This window comes from Streptomyces sp. NPDC020597 (genome assembly GCF_044335095.1).
Taxonomy (GTDB): Bacteria; Actinomycetota; Actinomycetes; order Streptomycetales; family Streptomycetaceae; genus Streptomyces.
Window position 1 is genome coordinate 25,224 of the sequence record NZ_JBIRUL010000001.1, and the last position, 19,838, is coordinate 45,061.

Sequence of the window (19,838 nt, forward strand, 5' to 3'; positions counted from 1 at the left end):
GGCCCCGGGCTCAGGACGCCAGCCAGTCGTCCACGCCCGACAGCAGCTTCCGGCGTACGTCCTCCGGCGCCGCCGAGCCCCGCACCGACTGCCGGGCCAGTTCCGCCAACTCCTCGTCCGTGAAGGCGTGGTGGCGGCGGGCGAACTCGTACTGGGCGGCCAGGCGCGAGCCGAACAGCAGCGGGTCGTCGGCGCCCAGCGCCATGGGGACGCCCGCGTCGAACAAGGTTCGCAGCGGAACGTCCTCGGGCTTGTCGTACACGCCCAGGGCGACGTTCGACGCCGGACACACCTCGCAGGTCACCCCGCGTTCGGCGAGCTTCCTCAGCAGCCGGGGGTCCTCGGCCGCCCGCACGCCGTGCCCGAGCCGGTTCGCGTGCAGGTCGTCCAGGCAGTCGCGGACGGACGACGGGCCGGTCAGCTCGCCGCCGTGCGGGGCGGACAGCAGCCCGCCCTCGCGGGCGATCGCGAACGCCCGGTCGAAGTCCCGTGCCATGCCCCTGCGTTCGTCGTTGGAGAGCCCGAAGCCGACCACCCCGCGGTCCGCGTACCGCACGGCCAGCCGGGCCAGGGTGCGGGCGTCCAGCGGGTGTTTCATCCGGTTGGCCGCGACCAGCACCCGCATTCCGAGCCCGGTCTCGCGCGACGTCGTCTCCACCGCGTCCAGGATGACCTCCAGCGCCGGGATCAGCCCGCCCAGCCGGGGCGCGTACGACGTGGGGTCGACCTGGATCTCCAGCCAGTGCGAGCCGTCCTGCAGGTCCTCCTCGGCGGCCTCGCGCACCAGCCGCTGGATGTCCTCCGGCTCCCGCAGACACGAGCGGGCCGCGTCGTACAGGCGCTGGAAGCGGAACCAGCCGCGTTCGTCCGTCGCACGCAGCTTGGGCGGCTCGCCGCTGGTCAGCGCCTCGGTCAGCGCGTCGGGCAGGCGGACGCCGTACTTGTCGGCCAGCTCCAGCACGGTGGCCGGCCGCATCGACCCGGTGAAGTGCAGGTGCAGATGGGCTTTCGGCAGCTCAGAGACATCACGTACACGCTCCATCCATGGATCCTGCCGCATGCCCCCCGGGTCCCGGTAGCGCTTTCCCCGAACGTGGTCTTGCTCGCACAAAGCAGCGGGACCGCACACCGGCGTCGGCATGCGGTCCCGTGGCGGAAGCGGACGTCAGTCCCTGGCCTCGGCCAGCAGCTTCTGGATGCGGCTCACACCCTCGACGAGGTCCTCGTCGCCCAGCGCGTACGACAGCCGCAGATACCCCGGGGTGCCGAAGGCCTCGCCCGGCACGACCGCGACCTCGGCCTCCTCCAGGATCAGCGCGGCCAGCTCGACCGAGTCCTGCGGACGCCTGCCGCGGATCTCCTTGCCGAGCAGCGCCTTCACCGACGGGTAGGCGTAGAACGCGCCCTCGGGCTCCGGGCAGACGACGCCGTCGATCTCGTTGAGCATCCGGACGATCGTCCTGCGGCGGCGGTCGAAGGCCTCGCGCATCGTCTCGACGGCCGACAGGTCACCGGAGACGGCGGCCAGGGCGGCGATCTGCGCCACGTTGGAGACGTTCGAGGTGGCGTGCGACTGCAGGTTCGTCGCGGCCTTGACGACGTCCTTCGGGCCGATGATCCAGCCGACCCGCCAGCCGGTCATCGCGTACGTCTTGGCGACGCCGTTGACGACGATGCACTTGTCGCGCAGCTCGGGGAGGATCGCCGGCAGCGAGGTGAACGTCGCGTCGCCGTAGACGAGGTGCTCGTAGATCTCGTCCGTCATGACCCACAGGCCGTGCTCGACGGCCCAGCGGCCGATCGCCTCGGCGTCCTCGGCGCTGTAGACCGCGCCGGTCGGGTTGGACGGGGAGACGAACAGGACGACCTTGGTGCGCTCCGTGCGGGCCGCCTCCAACTGCTCGACGGAGACCCGGTAGCCGGTCGTCTCGTCGGCCACCACGTCCACCGGGACGCCGCCGGCCAGCCGGATCGACTCCGGGTACGTGGTCCAGTACGGGGCCGGGACGATGACCTCGTCGCCCGGGTCGAGGATCGCGGCGAAGGCCTCGTAGATGGCCTGCTTGCCGCCGTTGGTGACCAGGATCTGCGAGGCCTCGACCTCGTAGCCGGAGTCACGCAGCGTCTTCGCGGCGATCGCGGCCTTCAGCTCGGGCAGGCCCCCGGCCGGCGTGTACCGGTGGAACTTGGGGTTCTTGCAGGCCTCGATCGCGGCCTCGACGATGTAGTCCGGGGTCGGGAAGTCGGGCTCGCCGGCGCCGAAGCCGATCACCGGACGCCCGGCGGCCTTCAGGGCCTTGGCCTTGGCGTCCACGGCGAGGGTGGCGGACTCGGAGATCGCGCCGACTCGGGCGGAGACCCGGCGCTCGGTGGGAGGGGTTGCAGCGCTCATGGGGTCCATGGTTTCAGACCGGAAACCGGCCCGGCACACTGGTTTCACGGACTGGTCAGCCGAGCGAACATCCAGGAGAACATCCGAAGGAATCCGATCAAGGACCCTTTCCGTTCGACGAGGCGCTCAAGACCACGTACACTCACACGTCGTTGGCCTTCGACAGCCGCGCCACAACCGGTGCACACCGAGCACCCGAGCGGATGCGGTACGTTGGGGACACACAAAGGGTCGTAGCTCAATTGGTAGAGCACTGGTCTCCAAAACCAGCGGTTGGGGGTTCAAGTCCCTCCGGCCCTGCTACACACTCCGTCACCAGGATGTGTGCGCAGCGCATGTACGTACAGCAATGCACTCGCCGTGCGGCTCAGACCGGGCGCGGCACGGCCACGACCCGGGAACAGGTGAGGACGAATGGCGGACGCCGTGGGCTCCATCGACACGCCTGATGCCCAGGACGAGGCGCCTGAGGCGAAGAAGAAGGCCCGCAAGGGCGGCAAGCGAGCCAAGAAGGGCCCGCTCAAGCGCCTGGCGCTCTTCTATCGCCAGATCGTTGCGGAGCTCCGCAAGGTCGTATGGCCCACTCGCGGTCAGCTGACGACGTACACCACCGTGGTGATCGTGTTCGTCGTCATCATGATCGGCCTGGTGACCGTGATTGACTATGGACTCAGCCACGCCGCCAAGTACGTCTTTGGCTGAGCCTAGAGCGAAGGGCGCCGAGGTATCCGGCGCCCCTTTCGCATGTTCCACCCCTATGTATCCAGGAAGAAGCAGCCACCGTGTCTGACCAGAACCTGAACGACGCCATCGAGCCGGACGAGTCCGTGGACGACGAGCTCGACATCGTCGAGGGCTCGGACGAGGTGGACGAGTTCGAGGCTGCCGAGGCCGAGGCGGGCGAGCCCGCGGAGGAAGCCGCGCTGCACGTCGAGGACGAGGACGCCGCGGGCGCCGAGGACGATGACGCCGACGAGGCCGTCGCCGAAGAGTCCGAGGAAGCCGAAGAGGAAGAGCCGGCCGAGCCGGTCGACCCCGTCGCCGCCCTGCGCGAGGAACTGCGCACCCTCCCCGGCGAGTGGTACGTCATCCACACGTACGCCGGCTACGAGAACCGCGTGAAGACCAACCTGGAGCAGCGCGCCGTCTCGCTGAACGTCGAGGACTTCATCTTCCAGGCCGAGGTGCCGCAGGAAGAGGTCGCGCAGATCAAGAACGGCGAGCGCAAGACCATCCGTCAGAACAAGCTCCCCGGCTACGTGCTGGTGCGCATGGACCTGACGAACGAGTCCTGGGGCGTCGTGCGCAACACGCCCGGCGTCACCGGCTTCGTGGGCAACGCCTACGACCCGTACCCGCTGACCCTGGACGAGATCGTCAAGATGCTCGCCCCGGAGGCCGAGGAGAAGGCCGCCCGTGAGGCCGCCGAGGCCGAGGGCAAGCCGGCTCCGGCCCGCAAGGTCGAGGTCCAGGTGCTGGACTTCGAGGTGGGCGACTCGGTCACCGTCACCGACGGCCCGTTCGCCACGCTGCAGGCCACGATCAACGAGATCAACGCCGACTCGAAGAAGGTCAAGGGCCTCGTCGAGATCTTCGGCCGCGAGACCCCGGTCGAGCTCAGCTTCGACCAGATCCAGAAGAACTAGCTCCTTCTGGAACACACGCCTCCGACCAGGTCAGGCGGGCTGTCACAGCTCGCCTGACCTGCTCGGTTTTTGGCCGCGCACAGATACCCGTTATCGTTGTGCGGTATGCCTCCATCCGGATCATCCGGACCGGAAGGCTGAAAAACTCTCACTAGGACCCGGAGAGAGCAATGCCTCCCAAGAAGAAGAAGGTCACGGGGCTCATCAAGCTCCAGATCAACGCCGGTGCGGCCAACCCCGCACCGCCGGTCGGCCCCGCGCTCGGCCAGCACGGCGTCAACATCATGGAGTTCTGCAAGGCCTACAACGCCGCGACCGAGTCGCAGCGTGGCTGGGTGATCCCGGTGGAGATCACGGTCTACGAGGACCGCTCCTTCACCTTCGTCACCAAGACGCCGCCGGCCGCGAAGATGATCCTCAAGGCCGCGGGTGTCGAGAAGGGCTCGGGCGAGCCGCACAAGACCAAGGTCGCCAAGATCACCGAGGCGCAGGTCCGCGAGATCGCCACGACCAAGCTCCCCGACCTCAACGCCAACGACCTTGACGCCGCGTCGAAGATCATCGCCGGCACCGCCCGCTCCATGGGCATCACGGTCGAGGGCTGACACCCAGCCCCGTAGCACCTTCGTAGCACCGTGGCAGGGCCTGCTCGGCCCGTACCACGACTCCTCAGACACACTGGAGCAGTAGTGAGCAAGCGCAGCAAGTCCCTCCGCGCTGCGGACGCCAAGATCGACCGGGAGAAGCTCTACGCCCCGCTCGAGGCCGTCCGTCTCGCCAAGGAGACCTCCACGAGCAAGTTCGACGGCACCGTCGAGGTCGCCTTCCGCCTGGGTGTCGACCCGCGCAAGGCCGACCAGATGGTCCGTGGCACCGTGAACCTGCCGCACGGCACCGGCAAGACCGCCCGGGTCCTGGTCTTCGCGACCGGTGACCGTGCTGCGGCCGCGGAGGCCGCGGGCGCCGACATCGTCGGCTCCGACGAACTGATCGACGAGGTGGCGAAGGGGCGTCTGGACTTCGACGCCGTCGTCGCCACCCCGGACCTCATGGGCAAGGTCGGCCGCCTCGGCCGCGTCCTCGGCCCGCGTGGTCTGATGCCCAACCCGAAGACCGGCACCGTGACCCCGGACGTGGCCAAGGCCGTGACCGACATCAAGGGCGGCAAGATCGAGTTCCGCGTCGACAAGCACTCGAACCTGCACTTCATCATCGGCAAGGCGTCCTTCGACGACGCCAAGCTGGTGGAGAACTACGGCGCGGCGCTGGAGGAGATCCTCCGTCTGAAGCCGTCCGCCGCCAAGGGTCGCTACATCAAGAAGGCCGCGATCAGCACCACGATCGGCCCCGGCATCCAGGTCGACCCGAACCGCACCCGGAACCTCCTCGTCGAGGAGGACCCGGCCGCGGTCTGAACCTGACGGTTCGCCCGAGTCGGCGACGAGCCCCGCAACCTCTCGAGGTGCGGGGCTCGTCCCTTTTTGTCGTACCTCTTCTTTCTTCGTACGACTGTCAGTGCTGTGCGTTAACGTCCAGTGACAGGCATTCCATGGGGGTGGGACGAATGAAGTGCACGAGCGTGCGTCGTGCGGGCCTCTCGATCGCGGCACTGACCCTGCTGGCGGGGGCGACGGCCTGCAGCGGCTCGGGCGGCTCGGGCGGCCCGGGGAAGGGCCAGGAGGGCAGCCCGCGGCTCAGTCCCGTCGCGGCGCTGCAGAGCGCCGAGAAGTCGACCGACGGCGCGGACTCCGCGAAGGTCGAGTCCACCACCACCATGGGCTCGGTGATGTCGATGACCGCCGAGGGCGCCCTGGGCTGGAGAGACGGCCTCACCGGCACGCTCACCATCACCTACACCGGCGGCACCATGGCCGACACGATGCGGCAGATGGGCGCCACCTCGATGGAGGCCCGGTACCTGCCCGACGCCTACTACGCCAGGATGGGCGACTCCTTCGCGGGGCAGGCCGGCGGCAGACACTGGATCAAGTACGCGTACGACGACCTGGCGAGCCTCGGCGGCGGCTCCGGCGCGTATCTGAAGGACCAGCTGACCAACACCACCCCCCACCAGTCCGTGAAGCTGCTGCTGGCCTCCGGGGACGTCCACGAGGTCGGCGAGGAGAAGGTGCGCGGCCGGAACACCACGCACTACTCCGGCACCGTGAAGGTGGCCGACCTCGCCGAGAAGAACTCCCACCTCGACCGCAGTCGGCTCGACGAGCTGAAGAAGACGCTGGAACAGGCCGGCGTCACCACCGAGACCGTCGACATCTGGGTCGACGAGCGGGACCTGCTGGCCAAGAAGGTCGAGAAGGGCGAGACCACGGCGGGCGCGTACAGCCAGACCGCCTACTACAGCGACTACGGGACCGCGGTCGCGGCCGAGGCGCCCCCGGCGGGCGACACGGCGGACTTCCGTGAGCTGGTGAAACAACAGGGGGCGGCCGGCGGCTCGTAATTCACGGGACCTCCTCCGGGTTCCTAGGATACCTTCACGGTCTTGCTGTGAGTCGACCATGTGTTCTGTGTACGGGGTTCTGGGGGAAATTGGATGAGGTCTGCCGTGGGTGTCCTCGGGCTGTCCGTGCTGCTCGTCAGCGGCTGTGCGGCGATGGGCGGGACGGGGAGCGAGGGTGACTCGTCCGCTGCGGCGGCGGTCGCACGGGCCGCGGAGAAGGCGGAACAGCCGGTGTCCCTGCGCTACCGCACGAACGGCCGGACGCCGGAGGAGGGACGGATCCGGGGCGAGGCCGCGATCGGCACGAAACCGCAGGTCATGACTCTGAAGTCCACCGTGCTCAGCGGCCCCGACAAGGGCACGGGCGAGTTCCGGTTCGTCGGCGGCGTGCTCTACATAGGCACCGACGAAGCCGACGAGGACGGCAAGCACTGGGTCAAGTTCGGCAAGCCAGGCGCCAACGGCGGGATGTCCGACAAGGTCCGGGACAACCCGGCGCACGAGACCGGTTTCCTGGCCGCCGCCGACGATCTGAAGAAGGCCGGCGCCGAGGCGGTCGGCGGCGTCCGCACCGACCACTACACGGGCACGGCGACGGTCGACGAGATCCGCGCCTCCTTCGAGGGCCGGCCGGCGAAGATCCGGCAGCGGACCGAGAAGAGCCTCGCCCAGTACGAGAAGCTGGGCGTCGACGAGCTCACCATGGACCTGTGGGTCGACGCCGAGGACCGCACCCGGCAGCTGCGCATGCAGGGCTTCGGACGGCGCGGCCCGCTCGACCTGACCATCACCTTCTCCGACTTCGGCAAGCCCGTGACGGTGAAGGCGCCGCCGGCCTCGGACACCGTCGACCTGGCCGAGAAGCTGGGGAAGTCCGCGAACTGACCTCCGCCGGACGCCCCTCCGGGCACCCGGCCGGTCCCCGTACGGGCGGATTTGCTTGACGGCGACCGGTTCACGTACGCTCCTGCAGAAGCCAAAGACCGCTGGTCGTTGCCGTGCACTCAGCAGAGTGTGCGGTGGCCGAAGGATCCGCTGCAATGCGGACGACCCGCGCAGGTGTCAGTGGATGTGCTCCCGAACAGAAATCCGTCCGCGGAATTCGTTCGGTCGAGCTACGCCCCGTGCGCCTGCGCCGGGGCGTTTCGTCTGTCACAGCCCCTTCTGAGCGGTCCTCATCACCCGGAAGGAGGCCGACGCTCTATGGCAAGGCCCGACAAGGCTGCCGCGGTAGCCGAGCTGACGGACGCGTTCCGCAGTTCGAACGCCGCCGTGCTGACCGAGTACCGGGGTCTCACCGTGGCGCAGCTCAAGACGCTGCGTCGTTCGCTCGGTGAGAACGCCCAGTACGCCGTGGTGAAGAACACGCTGACCAAGATTGCGGCCAACGAGGCCGGGATCAACACGCTCGACGACCTTTTCAACGGTCCGACGGCGGTCGCCTTCATCACCGGTGACCCGGTGGAGTCGGCGAAGGGTCTTCGTGACTTCGCCAAGGACAACCCGAACCTCGTCATCAAGGGCGGTGTCCTTGACGGCAAGGCGCTGTCCGCCGACGAGATCAAGAAGCTTGCGGACCTCGAGTCCCGCGAGGTTCTGCTCAGCAAGCTGGCGGGTGCCTTCAAGGGCAAGCAGTCTCAGGCTGCTCAGCTCTTCCAGGCGCTTCCCTCGAAGCTCGTCCGCACCGTGGACGCTCTTCGCGCCAAGCAGGCCGAGCAGGGCGGTGCCGAGTAACTCGGCTCGCGAAATGACCGCCGCCTGAGGCGTTCCGCCTGAGGCAGAGGTCGTAGCGGGCCGACAGTACGCCCGCCACACATGTACATACCGGCACCAGCCGAATTAGTGGAAGGATCGCCCACCATGGCGAAGCTCAGCCAGGAAGACCTGCTCGCGCAGTTCGAGGAGATGACCCTCATCGAGCTCTCCGAGTTCGTGAAGGCCTTCGAGGAGAAGTTCGACGTCACCGCCGCCGCCGCGGTCGCCGCCGCCCCCGCGGGCCCGGTCGCCGTTGCCGAGGCCGCTGAGGAGCAGGACGAGTTCGACGTCGTCCTCACCGGCGCCGGCGAGAAGAAGATCCAGGTCATCAAGGTCGTGCGTGAGCTGACCTCCCTGGGTCTGAAGGAGGCCAAGGACCTCGTGGACGGCGCTCCGAAGCCCGTTCTCGAGAAGGTCGCCAAGGAGGCCGCGGAGAAGGCTGCCGAGTCCCTCAAGGCCGCCGGCGCCTCCGTCGAGGTCAAGTAACACCACGCGGTCGGCGACGACCGCACGCGAAGGCTGAAACTGCTCCCCCGGGAGCTGTAACGCCCACGCACCGAGGAGCGATCATCCATCTGGGTGGTCGCTCTTCGGCGTTCCTGGGAGCGCGGCCACGGTTGCCTGGTACCCCTCTGAGCGGGGGGTATGGTGATCTTCATCGTGTCTCCGAGCGCCCCCGTTCGCGCCAGGAGGCCTTGACGAACCGCACGCAGCGCGCAATTCTCAGGACGCGTCGTCACAAGGATCCGTATCCGAGGCATGGATCGACGGCGAAGAGGGCAGTATCACCGTGCGTTGAGGGCTACCGGACCGAGGGCGTTGAGAACTACGAGGGTCTCGAAGAACCCGCACTGGACATCAGTGTGCCAAGTGGCTACACTGACCCTTTGCGCTGCCTGTTAGCTGTCCCCTGCCCGTCACCAGGGGCATGCCCTCACTTGAGTCCGGACGACCAGATCATCTCCCACCTGGCCTTTTCGCCAATCGGGGAATATCTGTCTCCGTGCCCGGGACTGAGGGGCCGGTACGCGCGTAGTGAGTCCGAGCCCTCGGAAGGACCCCCTCTTGGCCGCCTCGCGCAACGCCTCGACCTCGAATACGAACAACGCCGCCAGCACTGCCCCGCTGCGCATCTCTTTTGCAAAGATCAAGGAGCCGCTCGAGGTTCCCAACCTGCTCGCGTTGCAGACCGAGAGCTTTGACTGGCTGCTCGGGAACACCGCCTGGCAGAGTCGGGTCGAGGCGGCTCTGGAGTCCGGTCAGGACGTCCCCACCAAGTCCGGTCTGGAGGAGATCTTCGAGGAGATCTCCCCGATCGAGGACTTCTCCGGGTCGATGTCGCTGACGTTCCGCGACCACCGTTTCGAGCCGCCGAAGAACAGCATCGACGAGTGCAAGGACCGTGACTTCACGTACGCGGCCCCGCTCTTCGTGACGGCCGAGTTCACGAACAACGAGACCGGCGAGATCAAGTCCCAGACCGTCTTCATGGGCGACTTCCCGCTCATGACGAACAAGGGCACCTTCGTCATCAACGGCACCGAGCGTGTCGTGGTGTCGCAGCTGGTCCGTTCGCCGGGTGTCTACTTCGACTCCTCCATCGACAAGACGTCCGACAAGGACATCTTCTCGGCCAAGATCATCCCCTCCCGGGGCGCCTGGCTCGAGATGGAGATCGACAAGCGCGACATGGTCGGTGTCCGCATCGACCGCAAGCGCAAGCAGTCCGTCACCGTCCTTCTGAAGGCTCTCGGCTGGACCACCGAGCAGATCCTCGAGGAGTTCGGCGAGTACGAGTCCATGCGCGCCACCCTGGAGAAGGACCACACCCAGGGCCAGGACGACGCGCTGCTCGACATCTACCGCAAGCTGCGTCCGGGCGAGCCCCCCACGCGTGAGGCCGCGCAGACGCTGCTCGAGAACCTCTACTTCAACCCCAAGCGCTACGACCTCGCGAAGGTCGGCCGCTACAAGGTCAACAAGAAGCTGGGCGCGGACGCTCCGCTCGACGCGGGCGTGCTGACCGTCGAGGACGTCATCTCGACGATCAAGTACCTGGTCAAGCTGCACGCCGGCGAGACCGAGACGGGCGCCGACAACGGCACGACGATCGTCGTCGAGACCGACGACATCGACCACTTCGGCAACCGCCGTCTGCGCAGCGTCGGCGAGCTCATCCAGAACCAGGTCCGCACGGGTCTGGCGCGTATGGAGCGAGTCGTCCGCGAGCGGATGACGACCCAGGACGTCGAGGCGATCACGCCGCAGACCCTGATCAACATCCGGCCGGTCGTCGCCTCCATCAAGGAGTTCTTCGGCACCAGCCAGCTGTCGCAGTTCATGGACCAGAACAACCCGCTGTCGGGTCTCACCCACAAGCGCCGCCTGTCGGCTCTTGGCCCGGGTGGTCTCTCCCGTGAGCGGGCCGGCTTCGAGGTCCGTGACGTGCACCCCTCGCACTACGGCCGCATGTGCCCGATCGAGACGCCCGAAGGCCCGAACATCGGTCTGATCGGCTCGCTCGCCTCCTACGGCCGCGTCAACGCGTTCGGTTTCGTGGAGACGCCCTACCGCCGGGTCACCGACGGTGTCGTCACCGACGAGGTCGACTACCTGACGGCCGACGAGGAGGACCGCTTCGTCATCGCGCAGGCCAACGCCACGCTCGACGACGACCTGCGCTTCACCGAGAACCGCGTCCTGGTCCGCCGCCGTGGCGGCGAGGTCGACTACGTCCCCGGTGACGACGTGGACTACATGGACGTCTCGCCGCGCCAGATGGTGTCGGTCGCGACCGCCATGATCCCGTTCCTCGAGCACGACGACGCCAACCGTGCCCTCATGGGCGCGAACATGATGCGCCAGGCCGTGCCGCTCATCAAGAGCGAGGCCCCGCTCGTCGGCACCGGCATGGAGTACCGCTCCGCCGTCGACGCCGGCGACGTGGTCAAGGCCGAGAAGGACGGTGTGGTCCAGGAGGTCTCCGCGGACTACATCACCACGACCAACGACGACGGCACGTACATCACGTACCGCCTGGCCAAGTTCTCGCGCTCCAACCAGGGCACCTCGGTCAACCAGAAGGTCATCGTCAACGAGGGCGACCGGATCATCACCGGTCAGGTCCTCGCCGACGGCCCGGCCACCGAGAACGGCGAGATGGCGCTCGGCAAGAACCTGCTCGTGGCGTTCATGCCGTGGGAGGGTCACAACTACGAGGACGCGATCATCCTGTCGCAGCGCCTCGTGCAGGACGACGTCCTCTCCTCGATCCACATCGAGGAGCACGAGGTCGACGCCCGTGACACCAAGCTCGGCCCCGAGGAGATCACCCGGGACATCCCGAACGTCTCCGAGGAGGTCCTCGCCGACCTCGACGAGCGCGGCATCATCCGCATCGGCGCCGAGGTCGTCGCCGGCGACATCCTGGTCGGCAAGGTCACGCCCAAGGGCGAGACCGAGCTGACCCCGGAGGAGCGCCTGCTGCGCGCGATCTTCGGCGAGAAGGCCCGTGAGGTCCGTGACACCTCGCTGAAGGTGCCGCACGGCGAGATCGGCAAGGTCATCGGCGTCCGCGTCTTCGACCGTGAAGAGGGCGACGAGCTGCCGCCGGGCGTGAACCAGCTGGTTCGGGTCTACGTGGCGCAGAAGCGCAAGATCACGGACGGTGACAAGCTCGCCGGCCGTCACGGCAACAAGGGTGTCATCTCCAAGATCCTGCCCATCGAGGACATGCCGTTCCTCGAGGACGGGACCCCGGTCGACATCATCCTCAACCCGCTGGGCGTGCCGTCCCGAATGAACCCGGGACAGGTGCTGGAGATCCACCTCGGCTGGCTCGCCAGCCGCGGCTGGGACGTCTCCGGCCTCGGCGAGGACTGGGCGCAGCGCCTGCAGGTCATCGGCGCCGACCAGGTCGCCCCGGGCACCAACGTCGCCACCCCGGTGTTCGACGGCGCCCGTGAGGACGAGCTCGCGGGTCTGCTGAACCACACCATCCCGAACCGCGACGGCGAGCGCATGGTGCAGCCGACCGGCAAGGCGAGGCTGTTCGACGGCCGCTCCGGCGAGCCGTTCCCGGACCCGATCTCCATCGGGTACATGTACATCCTCAAGCTCCACCACCTGGTCGACGACAAGCTGCACGCCCGTTCGACCGGTCCGTACTCGATGATCACCCAGCAGCCGCTGGGCGGTAAGGCGCAGTTCGGCGGTCAGCGCTTCGGTGAGATGGAGGTGTGGGCGCTGGAGGCATACGGCGCCGCTTACGCCCTCCAGGAGCTCCTGACCATCAAGTCCGACGACGTCACCGGCCGCGTGAAGGTCTACGAGGCCATCGTCAAGGGCGAGAACATCCCCGAGCCCGGCATCCCCGAGTCCTTCAAGGTGCTCATCAAGGAGATGCAGTCTCTCTGCCTGAACGTGGAGGTGCTGTCCAGCGACGGTATGTCCATCGAGATGCGTGACACCGACGAGGACGTCTTCCGCGCGGCGGAGGAGCTCGGCATCGACCTGTCCCGGCGCGAGCCGAGCAGCGTCGAAGAGGTCTGACGGGAGTCCGGTCCGGAGGTTCGGCGATGAAGATCCCTGAACCTCCGGCCGGCCCCGGGACCCCCGTATCAGACCCCAAGACTTACAACCCTGAGAGGGATTGACGCATAGTGCTCGACGTCAACTTCTTCGACGAGCTCCGGATCGGTCTGGCTACCGCTGACGACATCCGTCAGTGGAGCCACGGCGAGGTCAAGAAGCCCGAGACCATCAACTACCGCACGCTCAAGCCCGAAAAGGACGGACTCTTCTGCGAGAAGATCTTCGGTCCGACCCGGGACTGGGAGTGCTACTGCGGCAAGTACAAGCGCGTTCGCTTCAAGGGCATCATCTGTGAGCGCTGCGGCGTCGAGGTGACCCGCGCCAAGGTGCGTCGTGAGCGGATGGGCCACATCGAACTGGCCGCTCCCGTCACCCACATCTGGTACTTCAAGGGCGTCCCGAGCCGTCTGGGCTACCTGCTCGACCTGGCTCCCAAGGACCTCGAGAAGGTCATCTACTTCGCGGCGTACATGATCACGTTCGTCGACGACGAGCGCCGTACGCGTGACCTGCCCTCGCTGGAGGCGCACGTCTCCGTCGAGCGTCAGCAGATCGAGAACCGTCGCGACTCCGACCTGGAGGCCCGCGCCAAGAAGCTCGAGACCGACCTGGCCGAGCTCGAGGCCGAGGGCGCCAAGGCCGACGTGCGCCGCAAGGTGCGCGAAGGCGCCGAGCGCGAGATGAAGCAGCTGCGCGACCGTGCGCAGCGCGAGATCGACCGTCTCGACGAGGTGTGGACCCGCTTCAAGAACCTCAAGGTCCAGGACCTCGAGGGCGACGAGCTCCTCTACCGCGAGCTGCGTGACCGCTTCGGCACGTACTTCGACGGCTCCATGGGCGCCGCTGCCCTGCAGAAGCGCCTGGAGTCCTTCGACCTCGACGAGGAGGCCGAGCGCCTCCGCGAGATCATCCGCACCGGCAAGGGCCAGAAGAAGACCCGTGCGCTCAAGCGCCTCAAGGTCGTCTCCGCGTTCCTGCAGACCAGCAACAGCCCCAAGGGCATGGTGCTCGACTGCGTGCCGGTCATCCCGCCGGACCTGCGTCCGATGGTGCAGCTGGACGGTGGCCGCTTCGCGACCTCCGACCTGAACGACCTGTACCGCCGGGTGATCAACCGCAACAACCGTCTGAAGCGGCTTCTCGACCTCGGCGCGCCCGAGATCATCGTGAACAACGAGAAGCGCATGCTCCAGGAGGCCGTCGACGCGCTCTTCGACAACGGCCGTCGTGGTCGCCCGGTCACGGGCCCCGGCAACCGGCCGCTGAAGTCGCTGTCCGACATGCTCAAGGGCAAGCAGGGCCGCTTCCGTCAGAACCTCCTCGGCAAGCGCGTGGACTACTCCGCGCGTTCCGTGATCGTCGTCGGTCCGCAGCTGAAGCTGCACCAGTGCGGTCTGCCGAAGGCGATGGCGCTGGAGCTGTTCAAGCCGTTCGTGATGAAGCGCCTGGTCGACCTGAACCACGCGCAGAACATCAAGAGCGCCAAGCGCATGGTGGAGCGCGGCCGCACCGTCGTGTACGACGTCCTCGAAGAGGTCATCGCCGAGCACCCGGTGCTGCTGAACCGTGCGCCCACCCTGCACCGCCTCGGCATCCAGGCCTTCGAGCCGCAGCTGGTCGAGGGCAAGGCCATCCAGATCCACCCGCTCGTCTGCACCGCGTTCAACGCGGACTTCGACGGTGACCAGATGGCCGTCCACCTGCCGCTCTCCGCGGAGGCGCAGGCCGAGGCCCGCATCCTGATGCTGTCCTCGAACAACATCCTCAAGCCCGCCGACGGCCGTCCGGTGACGATGCCGACCCAGGACATGGTCCTCGGTCTGTTCTTCCTCACCACCGACGGTGAGCTGCGCGACACCAAGGGCGAGGGCCGGTCCTTCGGCTCCACGGCCGAGGCGATCATGGCGTTCGACGCCGGTGAGCTCGCGCTGCAGTCGCCGATCGACATCCGCTTCCCGGTGGGCACCATCCCGCCGCGTGGCTGGACGCCGCCGGCGCAGGAGGAGGGCACTGCGTCCGACAGCGGCTACGCCGCGGGCGAGTGGCAGCAGGGTGACACCTTCCGGCTGCGGACGACCCTGGGCCGCGCGCTCTTCAACGAGCTGCTGCCCGAGGACTACCCGTTCGTCGACTACTCGGTGGGCAAGAAGCAGCTCTCCGAGATCGTCAACGACCTGGCCGAGCGCTACCCCAAGGTCATCGTGGCGGCGACGCTCGACAACCTGAAGGCGGCCGGCTTCTTCTGGGCGACCCGTTCCGGTGTCACCGTGGCCATCTCCGACGTCGTCGTTCCCGAGGCGAAGAAGGAGATCGTCCGCGGGTACGAGGCGCAGGACGAGAAGGTCCAGAAGCAGTACGAGCGCGGTCTGATCACCAAGGAAGAGCGCACGCAGGAGCTCATCGCGATCTGGACCAAGGCGACCAACGAGGTCGCCGAGGCGATGAACGCGAACTTCCCCAAGACCAACCCCATCTTCATGATGGTCGACTCGGGCGCCCGAGGAAACATGATGCAGATGCGGCAGATCGCTGGTATGCGCGGTCTGGTGTCGAACGCGAAGAACGAGACCATCCCGCGTCCGATCAAGGCGTCCTTCCGTGAGGGCCTGTCCGTGCTGGAGTACTTCATCTCCACGCACGGCGCCCGTAAGGGTCTGGCGGACACCGCCCTGCGTACCGCCGACTCGGGTTACCTGACCCGTCGTCTGGTGGACGTCTCGCAGGACGTCATCATCCGCGAGGAGGACTGCGGCACCGAGCGCGGTCTGAAGCTGAAGATCGCCGTCCGCGGCGAGGACGGCGTCCTGCGCAAGACGGACGACGTCGAGACCAGCGTCTACGCCCGCATGCTCGCCGAGGACGTCGTCATCGACGGCAAGGTGATCGCGCCGGCCAACGTGGACCTGGGCGACGTGCTCATCGACCAGCTGGTGCGCCACGGCGTCGAGGAGGTCAAGACCCGCTCGATCCTGACCTGTGAGTCGCAGGTCGGCACGTGTGCCATGTGCTACGGCCGCTCGCTGGCCACCGGCAAGCTGGTCGACATCGGTGAGGCGGTCGGCATCATCGCCGCCCAGTCCATCGGTGAGCCCGGCACCCAGCTGACGATGCGTACCTTCCACACCGGTGGTGTGGCCGGTGACGACATCACCCAGGGTCTGCCGCGTGTCGTCGAGCTCTTCGAGGCCCGTACCCCGAAGGGTGTCGCCCCGATCTCCGAGGCCTCCGGCCGCGTGCGGATCGAGGAGACCGAGAAGACGAAGAAGATCGTCATCACGCCGGACGACGGCAGCGACGAGACGGCGTTCCCGATCTCGAAGCGCGCCCGTCTGCTGGTCAGCGAGGGCGAGCACGTCGAGGTGGGCCAGAAGCTCACCGTGGGTGCCACCAACCCGCACGACGTGCTGCGCATCCTGGGTCAGCGTGCCGTCCAGGTCCACCTGGTCGGCGAGGTCCAGAAGGTGTACAACTCGCAGGGTGTGTCGATCCACGACAAGCACATCGAGATCATCATCCGGCAGATGCTGCGCCGTGTGACGATCATCGAGTCCGGCGACGCCGAGCTGCTGCCCGGCGAGCTCGTCGAGCGCTCGAAGTTCGAGGTCGAGAACCGTCGTGTGGTGCAGGAGGGCGGTCACCCGGCCTCCGGTCGTCCGCAGCTCATGGGTATCACCAAGGCCTCGCTGGCCACGGAGTCCTGGCTGTCGGCGGCGTCCTTCCAGGAGACGACCAGGGTCCTCACGGACGCGGCGATCAACGCCAAGTCCGACTCCCTGATCGGCCTCAAGGAGAACGTCATCATCGGTAAGCTCATCCCGGCCGGTACGGGTCTGTCCCGCTACCGCAACATCCGGGTCGAGCCGACCGAAGAGGCCAAGGCCGCGATGTACTCGGCCGTCGGTTACGACGACATCGACTACTCGCCGTTCGGCACGGGCTCCGGCCAGGCCGTTCCGCTGGAGGACTACGACTACGGTCCGTACAACCAGTAAGGCGTACGTAGGTCTGAGGTACTGAAGGGCGGTCACCCCGGTTGCGGGGTGGCCGCCCTTCGGCGTGACCGGGGGGACGCAGTGGGGGGAGGACGCTGAGGGGCGAGGAGCTGGAGGGTGGCGTCAAGGAGGGGGAGGCGCCGGAGGGGGCGCTGACGGGCCACGGGCGCTCTGACGGGCGGCAGGGCGGCCGGGGGGAACCGCGCCGCGTCCCGAGGCCCCGGCGGGAGCCCCGAGGCTCCGGGACGCTGCTCGCAACCGCCTCGGACGCCGTCGTCGCTGCCCGGAGGGGTTCTCGCTACGGGATTCCCAGCTCGAAGATGACGTAGTGCGCGTACCACCCGGACGCGAGGGCCGCCGTCGTGAAGAACACCGCGAGGCTCGGCCACTTCAGCCGGCTCATCGCCGCGGCCGGCGCGAGCAGCAGGGGGAAGGCCGGCAGCAGGTAGCGACCCGTGTTGCCGAACATCTGCTGGGTGCCCAGCACGGTGATCACGCTCGCCAGCGTGTACGCGACCAGGACCAGCGGCGGTTTTCTGCGCAGCATCAGCGCGATCAGGAACGGCAGTGCCAGCACCACCTGGACGGCGAGCAGGTCCGGGACGGAGAACGCGAACAGGTAGTCGTGGCGGCCGACCGCCGTGTTGGCGAGCACGTCCCAGGTGTACGCGCCGAAGTCGAAGTAGTGCGCCCAGCCCTCGCGCTGGAGCGTGAAGTACGCCGTGAGGTCACCCGAGCTGAGGCCGACCCAGGCGACATAGGTGAGCAGGCCGAGCGGGGCGGCGAACATGGCGTAGAGGGGCCCCGCCACCCCGTGCTCGCGCCTGCTCTCGCGCCGGGCGAGGGTCACGATCGCCGCGAGGCCGACGGCGCCGATGAGCGCGGCGGACGTGGGCCGGTTGAGCCCGGCCAGGAAGGCGAGCAGTCCGGCGGCCACCCAGCGGCGTTTCATCACGCAGTAGCAGCACCAGGTCGCGATGGCGACGAAGACCGACTCCGAGTAGACCGCCCACTCCACGCCCGCGCCGGGCGCCAGTGCCCACAGGCCTGCCGCGATCGTGCCGGCCCGCACGCCGGCGAGCGTGGAGATCACCGCGTAGACGCCGGCGGCCGCGACGAACGACGCCGCGACCGACACCAGCATCCCGGAGCCGTACAGCCCGAGGCCGGTGACCTCGGAGACGCTGCGGATCAGGGCAGGGTAGAGCGGGAAGAAGGCGACCGAGTTCTGCTTGACGGTGAACAGCCCGCCCGGGGCGAGCCGCTCCAGCGGGCCGGGGTCGTAGCCCTTCTCGGCGACCTGGAGGTACCACCAGCCGTCCCAGGTGGCGAGCACGTCCCACCAGTGGGCGCCGCCGCCGAAGCGCGGGTTCTTCTTCTGGTACTCGTCGGCCCATTCCAGGAGCCAGGCGAACACCGTGAGACCCACGAGCTTCGTCACACCGTAGAGGAGCAGCGGGGCGAGGTACGGTCGTACACCGTCCGGCAGGGTGAGGCGGCGCAGGGTTCCTGGCCGCTTCTCCGGCCCGTCGGGCACGGCGGGGTCCGTCGCCGTGTCGCTGGAAGCCGTGCTCATGGCTGGGGTCCCCCCTCGGCCGACCGCCGGACGTCCAGGGTGGCGGCGCGGCTGTCCGGATGGTCGTGAAGTCTGCTCACAAGAGTGTGGTCATAAGATCGCAACAGCGTCGCACATGCGCACCACAGGTTGGGGGAGGACGGGTGTCCGAAGCGCCGAAGACCACGGCGGCGGGGACCGTCTTGTCGGTCGTCATACCCATGTACAACGAGGAAGAGGTGCTGCCCGCGCTGGTCAGCAGGCTGCGACCGGTCCTCGCCGGGCTCGGCGTCGAGCACGAGGTCGTGGCGGTGGACGACGGCAGCACCGACCGCACGGCGGAGCTGCTGGCCGCGTTCCGGCTCGGCTGGCCGCAGCTGCGCGTCATCGGCCTGCGCCGCAACTCCGGCCACCAGGCCGCCCTGACCGCCGGGCTGGACCGGTCGCTCGGCGCGTTCGTCGTCAGCATCGACGCCGACCTCCAGGACCCGCCAGAGAAGATCCCCGAGATGCTCGCGCTGGCCCGCGCCGAGAGCCTGGACATCGTCTACGGCATCCGCGCCGACCGGGCCAGCGACACCGGCTTCAAGCGGTGGACGGCGGGCCTGTACTACCGCCTCGTGCGCCGTCTTGCGGGCCCGTCGGTGCCGGCCCAGGCCGGTGACTTCCGGCTGCTCAGCCGGGCCGCCGTGGACGCCCTGAAGGCCCTGCCCGACCAGCAGCGCGTCTACCGTCTCCTGGTGCCCTGGCTGGGCTTCCCCAGCGGCGAGGTCACCTACGAGCGGGCCCCGCGTCCGGCCGGGCAGAGCAAGTACCCCCTCGGCCGGATGATCCGGCTCGCCCTCGACAGCGTCACCGGGTTCTCGGCCGCGCCCCTGCGCATCGCCACCTGGCTGGGCGGCTTCGCCTTCCTGGTCTGCCTCGGGCTGATGGTGTACACGCTGAGCGCCCACGCCTTCCAGCACACCGTGCCCGGCTGGACGTCCCTCTTCATCGGCGTGCTGTTCATCGGCGCCGTGCAGCTGGTCTGCGTCGGGCTGCTCGGCGAGTACGTGGGCCGCATCTACACGGCCGTGCAGAACCGTCCGACGTACTTCATCGGCCACGACACGGCGGCGGGCGGCCACGACGGGGAGGCGGTGGGGGCCGGGGGCGGCACCGCGGCGGAAGCGGGCGCCGGCGCGTCCGTGCCGTCCCCCGCGGGGCCGCCGGAGGGTTCCGAGGACGCCGCGGCCCGCCGGGAGCAGGGGTTGCGACAGCGTTCGTAAACCTCCGGCGTGTCGGTGAGAGGGCCTTTGTTTTGACCGGAGTCGGTGCGCTAGGTACGCTCAGACCTTGTGCCTGGGGTGTGCCCTGGCCCATGTGCGTGTCTTCAGCCGCACCGGGGCCGTAGCAATGGCCACCGTGATCTGCGCCTATTTCTGCCTCGCGGCGGAAGTCCGCG

At 68.1% G+C, this 19,838-nt stretch carries 14 protein-coding genes and 1 tRNA gene; 12 read left to right on the forward strand and 3 right to left on the reverse strand.

The annotated features are described in order from the left end of the window. Positions 1-10 precede the first annotated feature (10 nt). Positions 11-1,042 (reverse strand): adenosine deaminase, encoded by a 1,032-nt coding sequence (locus tag ACH4ZA_RS00155; protein WP_319277181.1) that lies wholly within the window; start codon positions 1,040-1,042, stop codon positions 11-13. Between the two features lie 123 nt (positions 1,043-1,165). Further along, the gene (locus tag ACH4ZA_RS00160) at positions 1,166-2,392 is read right to left on the reverse strand and encodes a pyridoxal phosphate-dependent aminotransferase (RefSeq protein WP_319277179.1); all 1,227 of its coding nucleotides are present in this window, start codon (positions 2,390-2,392) and stop codon (positions 1,166-1,168) included. 227 nt (positions 2,393-2,619) lie between these two features. Here ACH4ZA_RS00160 and ACH4ZA_RS00165 point away from each other — a divergent pair. The 11 genes from ACH4ZA_RS00165 to ACH4ZA_RS00215 all read left to right on the forward strand — a co-directional run bounded on the left by ACH4ZA_RS00165 (position 2,620) and on the right by ACH4ZA_RS00215 (position 16,839). Further along, a tRNA-Trp gene (locus ACH4ZA_RS00165) sits at positions 2,620-2,692 on the forward strand. A gap of 114 nt (positions 2,693-2,806) precedes the next feature. Continuing rightward, positions 2,807-3,094: a preprotein translocase subunit SecE gene (gene secE / locus ACH4ZA_RS00170; protein ID WP_057584698.1), complete on the forward strand. Its 288-nt coding sequence runs from the start codon at positions 2,807-2,809 to the stop codon at positions 3,092-3,094. A gap of 80 nt (positions 3,095-3,174) precedes the next feature. Then, positions 3,175-4,038, forward strand: a complete 864-nt coding sequence (gene nusG / locus ACH4ZA_RS00175; RefSeq protein WP_319277177.1) for a transcription termination/antitermination protein NusG — start codon at positions 3,175-3,177, stop codon at positions 4,036-4,038. Between the two features lie 170 nt (positions 4,039-4,208). After that, positions 4,209-4,643: a 50S ribosomal protein L11 gene (rplK, locus tag ACH4ZA_RS00180; RefSeq protein WP_005481290.1), complete on the forward strand. Its 435-nt coding sequence runs from the start codon at positions 4,209-4,211 to the stop codon at positions 4,641-4,643. Between the two features lie 84 nt (positions 4,644-4,727). Continuing rightward, positions 4,728-5,453, forward strand: coding sequence for a 50S ribosomal protein L1 (gene rplA, locus ACH4ZA_RS00185; RefSeq protein WP_319277175.1), 726 nt, complete (start codon positions 4,728-4,730; stop codon positions 5,451-5,453). Positions 5,454-5,602: 149 nt separating this feature from the next. Then, positions 5,603-6,499, forward strand: coding sequence for a hypothetical protein (locus tag ACH4ZA_RS00190; protein ID WP_319277173.1), 897 nt, complete (start codon positions 5,603-5,605; stop codon positions 6,497-6,499). A gap of 93 nt (positions 6,500-6,592) precedes the next feature. Further along, on the forward strand, positions 6,593-7,384 hold the full coding sequence (locus tag ACH4ZA_RS00195; RefSeq protein ID WP_319277171.1) for an LppX_LprAFG lipoprotein: 792 nt from the start codon (positions 6,593-6,595) through the stop codon (positions 7,382-7,384). A gap of 318 nt (positions 7,385-7,702) precedes the next feature. Next, positions 7,703-8,233 (forward strand): 50S ribosomal protein L10, encoded by a 531-nt coding sequence (gene rplJ, locus ACH4ZA_RS00200; RefSeq protein ID WP_057584693.1) that lies wholly within the window; start codon positions 7,703-7,705, stop codon positions 8,231-8,233. Positions 8,234-8,359: 126 nt separating this feature from the next. Further along, the gene (gene rplL, locus ACH4ZA_RS00205) at positions 8,360-8,740 is read left to right on the forward strand and encodes a 50S ribosomal protein L7/L12 (RefSeq protein ID WP_319277170.1); all 381 of its coding nucleotides are present in this window, start codon (positions 8,360-8,362) and stop codon (positions 8,738-8,740) included. Positions 8,741-9,319: 579 nt separating this feature from the next. Continuing rightward, positions 9,320-12,805 (forward strand): DNA-directed RNA polymerase subunit beta, encoded by a 3,486-nt coding sequence (gene rpoB, locus ACH4ZA_RS00210; protein ID WP_057584691.1) that lies wholly within the window; start codon positions 9,320-9,322, stop codon positions 12,803-12,805. 110 nt (positions 12,806-12,915) lie between these two features. Then, positions 12,916-16,839: a DNA-directed RNA polymerase subunit beta' gene (locus tag ACH4ZA_RS00215; protein ID WP_319277168.1), complete on the forward strand. Its 3,924-nt coding sequence runs from the start codon at positions 12,916-12,918 to the stop codon at positions 16,837-16,839. Between the two features lie 298 nt (positions 16,840-17,137). On the opposite strand, the gene ACH4ZA_RS00220 is transcribed toward ACH4ZA_RS00215, so the two are convergent. Further along, positions 17,138-18,415, reverse strand: a complete 1,278-nt coding sequence (locus ACH4ZA_RS00220; protein ID WP_398427393.1) for a hypothetical protein — start codon at positions 18,413-18,415, stop codon at positions 17,138-17,140. A 143-nt stretch (positions 18,416-18,558) separates the two neighbouring features. On the opposite strand from ACH4ZA_RS00220, the gene ACH4ZA_RS00225 reads away from it, so the two are divergent. Further along, positions 18,559-19,662: a glycosyltransferase family 2 protein gene (locus ACH4ZA_RS00225; RefSeq protein ID WP_398427394.1), complete on the forward strand. Its 1,104-nt coding sequence runs from the start codon at positions 18,559-18,561 to the stop codon at positions 19,660-19,662. Positions 19,663-19,838 lie beyond the last annotated feature (176 nt).

What these genes read in the sequence shown, in the direction of transcription:
- ACH4ZA_RS00155 (WP_319277181.1), bottom strand. Translation starts at nt 1,042, where the DNA reads ATGGAGCGTGTACGTGATGTCTCTGAGCTGCCGAAAGCCCATCTGCAC.
- ACH4ZA_RS00160 (WP_319277179.1), bottom strand. Translation starts at nt 2,392, where the DNA reads ATGAGCGCTGCAACCCCTCCCACCGAGCGCCGGGTCTCCGCCCGAGTC.
- secE (WP_057584698.1), top strand. Translation starts at nt 2,807, where the DNA reads ATGGCGGACGCCGTGGGCTCCATCGACACGCCTGATGCCCAGGACGAG.
- rplK (WP_005481290.1), top strand. Translation starts at nt 4,209, where the DNA reads ATGCCTCCCAAGAAGAAGAAGGTCACGGGGCTCATCAAGCTCCAGATC.
- ACH4ZA_RS00190 (WP_319277173.1), top strand. Translation starts at nt 5,603, where the DNA reads ATGAAGTGCACGAGCGTGCGTCGTGCGGGCCTCTCGATCGCGGCACTG.
- ACH4ZA_RS00195 (WP_319277171.1), top strand. Translation starts at nt 6,593, where the DNA reads ATGAGGTCTGCCGTGGGTGTCCTCGGGCTGTCCGTGCTGCTCGTCAGC.
- rplJ (WP_057584693.1), top strand. Translation starts at nt 7,703, where the DNA reads ATGGCAAGGCCCGACAAGGCTGCCGCGGTAGCCGAGCTGACGGACGCG.
- rplL (WP_319277170.1), top strand. Translation starts at nt 8,360, where the DNA reads ATGGCGAAGCTCAGCCAGGAAGACCTGCTCGCGCAGTTCGAGGAGATG.
- ACH4ZA_RS00220 (WP_398427393.1), bottom strand. Translation starts at nt 18,415, where the DNA reads ATGAGCACGGCTTCCAGCGACACGGCGACGGACCCCGCCGTGCCCGAC.